The sequence below is a fragment of the Paenibacillus sp. E194 genome, assembly GCF_000935845.1.
Taxonomy (GTDB): Bacteria; Bacillota; Bacilli; order Paenibacillales; family Paenibacillaceae; genus Paenibacillus_B; species Paenibacillus_B alvei_B.
This window is the reverse complement of record NZ_JMDX01000310.1, coordinates 1-5705: the sequence shown is the minus strand read 5'-3', so window position 1 is coordinate 5705 and position 5705 is coordinate 1. Positions and strand designations below refer to the sequence as shown.

5 protein-coding genes are annotated in these 5705 nt (G+C 48.9%); all 5 read right to left on the bottom strand.

From position 1 onward, the window contains the following. Positions 1 to 311 precede the first annotated feature (311 nt). Positions 312 to 1334, bottom strand: a complete 1023-nt coding sequence (locus AZ66_RS26015; RefSeq protein WP_044357523.1) for an FUSC family protein — start codon at positions 1332 to 1334, stop codon at positions 312 to 314. A gap of 120 nt (positions 1335 to 1454) precedes the next feature. Further along, positions 1455 to 3359, bottom strand: coding sequence for an alpha/beta fold hydrolase (locus AZ66_RS26010; protein WP_052648881.1), 1905 nt, complete (start codon positions 3357 to 3359; stop codon positions 1455 to 1457). A gap of 63 nt (positions 3360 to 3422) precedes the next feature. Then, the gene (locus AZ66_RS26005; RefSeq protein ID WP_036618410.1) at positions 3423 to 4019 is read right to left on the bottom strand and encodes a TetR/AcrR family transcriptional regulator; all 597 of its coding nucleotides are present in this window, start codon (positions 4017 to 4019) and stop codon (positions 3423 to 3425) included. A gap of 145 nt (positions 4020 to 4164) precedes the next feature. Beyond that, positions 4165 to 4503 (bottom strand): hypothetical protein, encoded by a 339-nt coding sequence (locus tag AZ66_RS26000; protein WP_021257749.1) that lies wholly within the window; start codon positions 4501 to 4503, stop codon positions 4165 to 4167. Positions 4504 to 4566: 63 nt separating this feature from the next. Next, positions 4567 to 5705 (bottom strand): YbaK/EbsC family protein (locus tag AZ66_RS25995; RefSeq protein WP_044357522.1); only part of this gene is annotated, 1139 nt, incomplete at its 5' end.

Sequence of the window (5705 nt, the reverse complement as noted above, 5' to 3'; positions counted from 1 at the left end):
GCTTTCCCTAAGCTTTCCTAAAATCGATCGTGTTCCTCCTTTGTGTCTCACATCTATATATCCAAGCTGCCCTGCGTGATATTCATTCGTGCAGCACAAAAGCATGGGAGTACGCTTTCTTGAATCCTGCTGATGAAAAAAAGAAAGAAGACAGCTGTCATCAGCCGTCTTCCCTCTTGGTACGATCATCGGTTATTTATTCTGCTACTCATGTGAACCTTGTGGTCGACTGACCGCCGTCATGCAGCGGAACACCGCGCTAGGAGCTCGCACGGTGCGAAAAGATTCAATATGCTGCACGGCATCTGCCGCTATGTATCTGAATCTTTCTCGACGTGGCCGACAAGGCGATCCAATCTTGCAATTTGGAAGCCGTATTCATACATGGCCGCGGCCACAATGGACAACCTTAGCATCTCACTGCCATCTTGGGAACATAGCTTCATCGTGATCTGCATGAACTGCTCATTATCTTCCTCCATCTTATCCAGTTCCAAGCTGTTCGGCTTTACCTTGTCTTCGAACTTCAACAGTACATGCTCATGACATTTAATCAGCATTTCCAAGTGTTGATCGAACAATTGATTCGTCTCCGGCTCACGAGCTGCTTGGAAGTAATGTTCATCGATAGCTTCCAGCACCTCAATTCCGCTGCGTAGCGTATGCAGCAGCTGCTTATATACAACCAACTCGCGTGAGCGGCTATACTTCGCTCGCTTCAGCTTCTTCGTCTCTTCTTCGAACAGCTTATACTTATCGGCGAGTACCTTCAGTGAATCCACCAGACTTTGCTTCTCTTCCTGGAACACGGATTCCTTCATTTCATCCGAGATGACGGTTCTCAGCAGCAGCGACATTCGACTGAAGCATGATTCAATCAACGTAATGAACTGTGCCTTCGGATTCGGCGGGAAGAACAAAATATTAATAAGACAAGCAGAACCAATACCGATCAATATCTGCGCGAATCGAAGCAGGGCGAAATCCCATTGACCTGATGCTTCCATAACGGCAATGACGGTCACGAGCGTCAACCCTACTGTCTCTTCCATTTTCATTTTCAGACAAATCATAATGACCAGTACGCATACAATACCGACGGCTATCGGCTCATGCGAGAAATACATCCCTGCCAATAAGGCGATTGCAGCGCCCAATGTATTCGTCTGGAGCTGTTCAAGAAAATATCTCCATGAACGATAAATCGAAGGCTGCATCGCAAATATCGCGGCAACGGCGGCGATGACCGGGGTTTTGAACTGGAATATTTGACTAATGAACAACGCTAGCGTAACCGCAATCCCTGTCTTCAGCACTCTGGCTCCGAATGCCATCCTCAATCCCTCCATTTCTGCTAGACGGCACTCACACTCCCTTATTGTATACACGAATCCATCCCGCTTCAAGACATACGGCTAGTGAGGTGGATCATGCCTAGATATTATACTCTGTTGTTATTTCTTTGCCAGCACCGCAGCGATAGCCGACGCAGCTGCTTCTGAATGCGATAAGGGAAAATGATGCCCGTACGGCAAGCGCACAAGACGCTCGCCTCCCTCAAGTAAGGCTGGCAACTGATGCAGCCTCTCCTTCTCCCCCCATACAATTCCTACGAGTGAACTAGCCAGCTTCACCCCATCGTTCAAAATGCTCTGCTCCGGTAAGTGATGATATATTGCATGCATAACTGAAGCGTTGGCATTTGCAATTCGCGGGGAACGAAGACCAGCCATTATTCTTGATACATACCATTGTGGTATTGACGACGCCTTCTCGAACACTCCCTCGCGCAGCATTTTCTTTTTCATTAAGGAAGCAGGCATATACTTCAGCATGCTGGCAGTAAGCCTGCGCGAGCGACTCATGAATGAACGTGCAGCGCCACGTGGACGTTCCAGAACAGGCTGCAACATAATCAATTCCTTCACGCCGTCTCCTAATCGCGCAGCACTTTCATTCGCTACCCACGCCCCGAAGGAATGGCCGATAAGCGACACAGTACCTTGATGCTGGATTGCTTCTACGACACTGTCTACAATTCCAGTTGCTGGATTGCTTCCATTTATCCTTGGCGATCGTCCGAAGCCCGGAAGGTCAGGAACAATAAGGGTCCTTCCTGTTCGCATATGCAGCTCAGCCGCCAGTGGTAACAGATCATCTGCTTGACTTAACCAGCCGTGCAGCAGCACAATTGGAACTCCGCTCCCTTCCCTAACCCATGCAACCATGGAGCCGAAGCGTCCGTGAACGAAAGATCCCCCGTCAGGCTCCTCGGGAAAGGTAAGCCGGTAATCAATATCTGCAATGACGAACGGAAGGATCTCCTTGCAACAGAGAGGATCATGATACAAAGTTCGACTCAACAGCTGCTTCGCTGAAGCATTATCGAAATGTCTGTCCGTTACGAACGCTAATGATTGGGACGGAATGCCCGTCAACTTCTCCCCGCCAAATCTCATCACAGATGACAGCAATCGCAATGGCACGGATACAGCTGGTGCTCCTACATGCAGCTGCTGGGCAATTTCACCGAGCAGTTCCTTCATATTTGGCTGATTAGACTTATCACCAACTAAATTGATTGTAACAGGCTCACGAGTTGTGTATTCCTTGTCCCTAGCAAGTAATACGATGGATTTTGCGACATCATCATTCGTCACCAATGGAAGCCAATATCGATCCCCACCAGGAATGACAGGCATCTTCCTGCTGCGTACCGCCTTCACCAACAGCCCAAGCCCCTCCAGTTGCGGCGTACTTCCAGTTGGCCTAGCACCAATAACGGTGCTAGGATTGACAACAGATAGCGAATAGCCAACTCGAGCAGCCTCTTGACGAATCCACAGATCCGCCGTGAACTTCATACGTTCGTAAGGGGCAGCATCGGGCGGCACGAACCGACTCACATCATCAATGGAAAGCCCGCTAACATTCGTGTCTTGTTGAAAGGGGCTCATATATCCAACTACATGAATGAAGCGTCGAAGTCCCTTGCTACCATGAACCTCTTCCGCTAACCGACTTATTGCCTGAGCACCGTGAAGGAAGGTTCGCTCTGCTGTTGAACTTGATTGCGTAATCTGCATCGCTCCACCGGCATGGATCAATACATCAGATTGCTTCGCTAATTGCCAATCCTCCTTCTTCAATCCCAGAAATTCCTGCTCCAAATCCCCCTCGATGAACACAATACGGCTTCTTACCGATTCCGAGTACTGCTGGAACAGCTTCTCTGCTCGTGTTGCGGAACGTACGAGAAGAAGCAGCCTTTCATCACCATCCTTCAACTGCCGGATTACCTCTCTTCCAATAAACCCCGTTGCCCCAGTAATCAAGATCGTTTCCTTGTTGTACATCATGTTATTGCCCCCTCCGATAATTAGTACTACTCAGTTCTAATCCACGTCAAAAAAAGCCTCGCCTCAGCGAAGCAGTTGAAAAAAATGTGCAACCGTATGCCGGACACGCGGCAGGCTTGGTTCTGTATCACCTAGCAGCAGTGCCCCTTCTATCGCGGATAGCAGTACAACTGCCAATCCATACGGATGATGATGGCTTGCAATCTCTCCGCTTGCTCTTGCCTGCTCGAACATCCGCTCGAACAAAGGCAGCTGCTGAGCGAAGAATTGTCCGATCTGCTGACGAACCTGAACCGCATCAAGCGGGCTCTGCATGAATAACGACATGAAGGGGCATCCCACTTGAACATCACACTGCTCATGCTGCTGCGCAGCAGCATCCACAAATGCCAGCACCCTCTCTTCTACGGTTAGATCGCTTCGTTCAAGCAGGCTTTCTAGCAACTGTTCATATTGTCCCATCCAATAGACGAGCACTGAACCAAGTAGTTCCTCTTTGCTTTTGAAATGGTAGTAGATGTTCGACTTAGACACATTGCTCGCATGCATAATCTCATCCATGCTCGTATAGGCATACCCTTGACTCAAAAATAGCGCTGCAGCCGTGCCAATGACTCGATCTCGATTCGATAATGGTGGTATTCGTTTACTCTCATTCATAATTAGTACTATACAGTACTAAACTAATATTTACAACCTCTATTCACTGTTTTTATCTTTCCATACACGAACAGCCCTTGCTTCGATAGCAAGGGCTAAGTGTGATTGTTCACGGATGCATACAGCTGATAAAGTGCAAGAGGACTTATGTAACCATCAGCGTAATAACTAATAATTCATACAGCACCAGCGGCAAGATGACGTTATTGTACATGTAAGCATTGTATAATCCCCGCTGCATAACCGGCTGCTGCGTCTGTACGTACACAATTCCCCGATCCACATTTACAATAATACCATCACAGATAAATCCGTCTATCGTCTGAATACGGACGGGTCGATTCATATACGAATGGCATATATGATGCAACTTTTCACGAGTATCCCGCAAGCACTGTAAGTGAGCGCCATCCGCTTGATATACAACTTGCGGTTCGGATTGAGATGGAAGCGGCTGAACGGGTGATGGCTTCGAAGCATTCATAGCATACGACCTCCATTTTGTTCGAATGTTACACACTTCCACCTTATGTCTCATACCGTCCGATCATGACCGATTTGTATACATTCTCACCGTATGAACCGCCTGCTCCACCGTTACCAGAGCTGATGTGCAGGCGTCTGGATGTACAAGTTCTACCTTCCCTTCTGCAATATGCTTGCCGATAACGATGCGAATTGGACAGCCAATCAGATCCGCATCGGCCAGCTTCACGCCGAACCGCTCATCGCGATCATCCCACAGCACGGTCGCACCGAAGCTGCTCATATCCTCAGCCAATCTCAATGCTGCTTCAGCTTGTGCCGCATCCTTCATCGATACTGGAATGACATGCACCAAGTATGGCGCGATAGACAACGGCCAGCGCAGCCCTCGTTCATGCTGCATCTGCTCCACGATTGCGCTCATCATGCGGGAAACGCCAATACCATAGCAACCCATCAGAAGTGTCTGCATTTGACCCGATTTATTCATCACCTGTGCGCCCAGCTTATCCGTATACTTCGTTCCGAGCTCGAAGACATGCCCTAGTTCAATTCCACGATGGAACGACAGTGCATGACCACAATGTACGCACCGTTCTTCCTCCACGACATTCCGATAATCGCCTACCATAGTGAGTGCATAATCTCTCCCCGCCTTCACATGCATCAGATGGTAATCCTGCTCATTCGCTCCCACAACTGCGTATTCTACGTGAGCCGCATCCTTATCGACTAAGCACTTGATCTTCAATCCAACTGGCCCTGCAAACCCTGTAGGAGCGCCTGTTACTCGCATTACTGTCTCGCCATCGGCAAGTTCCAGCTGTTGGGCTGTCAATGCTCGCATGACTTTCGTTTCATTTACTTCATGATCCCCGCGAACGAGCACCGCAACTGGCTCTCCATCCGCTACATATAACAATGTCTTTATCGTTTGAGACGATTCCACTTGCAAATAGGCTGTTAACTCTTCAATTGTTTTCACCCCAGGGGTGTAGATACGTGCAGGCAAATCCGCTGTCGATGCCTCTCCTGTTGAACGTGCTTCCTCAATTTGGACAGACTTCGTGTCGACATCCTTCGTATGTCCAGCTTCGACCGAATCGGGAAGCGCTTCGATATTCGCTGCAGATGCAGAGTCAGACTGACTTACAGCCTTCTCAAGGTTCGCGGCGTATCCGCAATGCCCACAAGACACAA

What these genes read in the sequence shown, in the direction of transcription:
- AZ66_RS26005 (WP_036618410.1), bottom strand. Translation starts at nt 4,019, where the DNA reads ATGAATGAGAGTAAACGAATACCACCATTATCGAATCGAGATCGAGTC.
- AZ66_RS26000 (WP_021257749.1), bottom strand. Translation starts at nt 4,503, where the DNA reads ATGAATGCTTCGAAGCCATCACCCGTTCAGCCGCTTCCATCTCAATCC.
- AZ66_RS26010 (WP_052648881.1), bottom strand. Translation starts at nt 3,359, where the DNA reads ATGATGTACAACAAGGAAACGATCTTGATTACTGGGGCAACGGGGTTT.
- AZ66_RS26015 (WP_044357523.1), bottom strand. Translation starts at nt 1,334, where the DNA reads ATGGCATTCGGAGCCAGAGTGCTGAAGACAGGGATTGCGGTTACGCTA.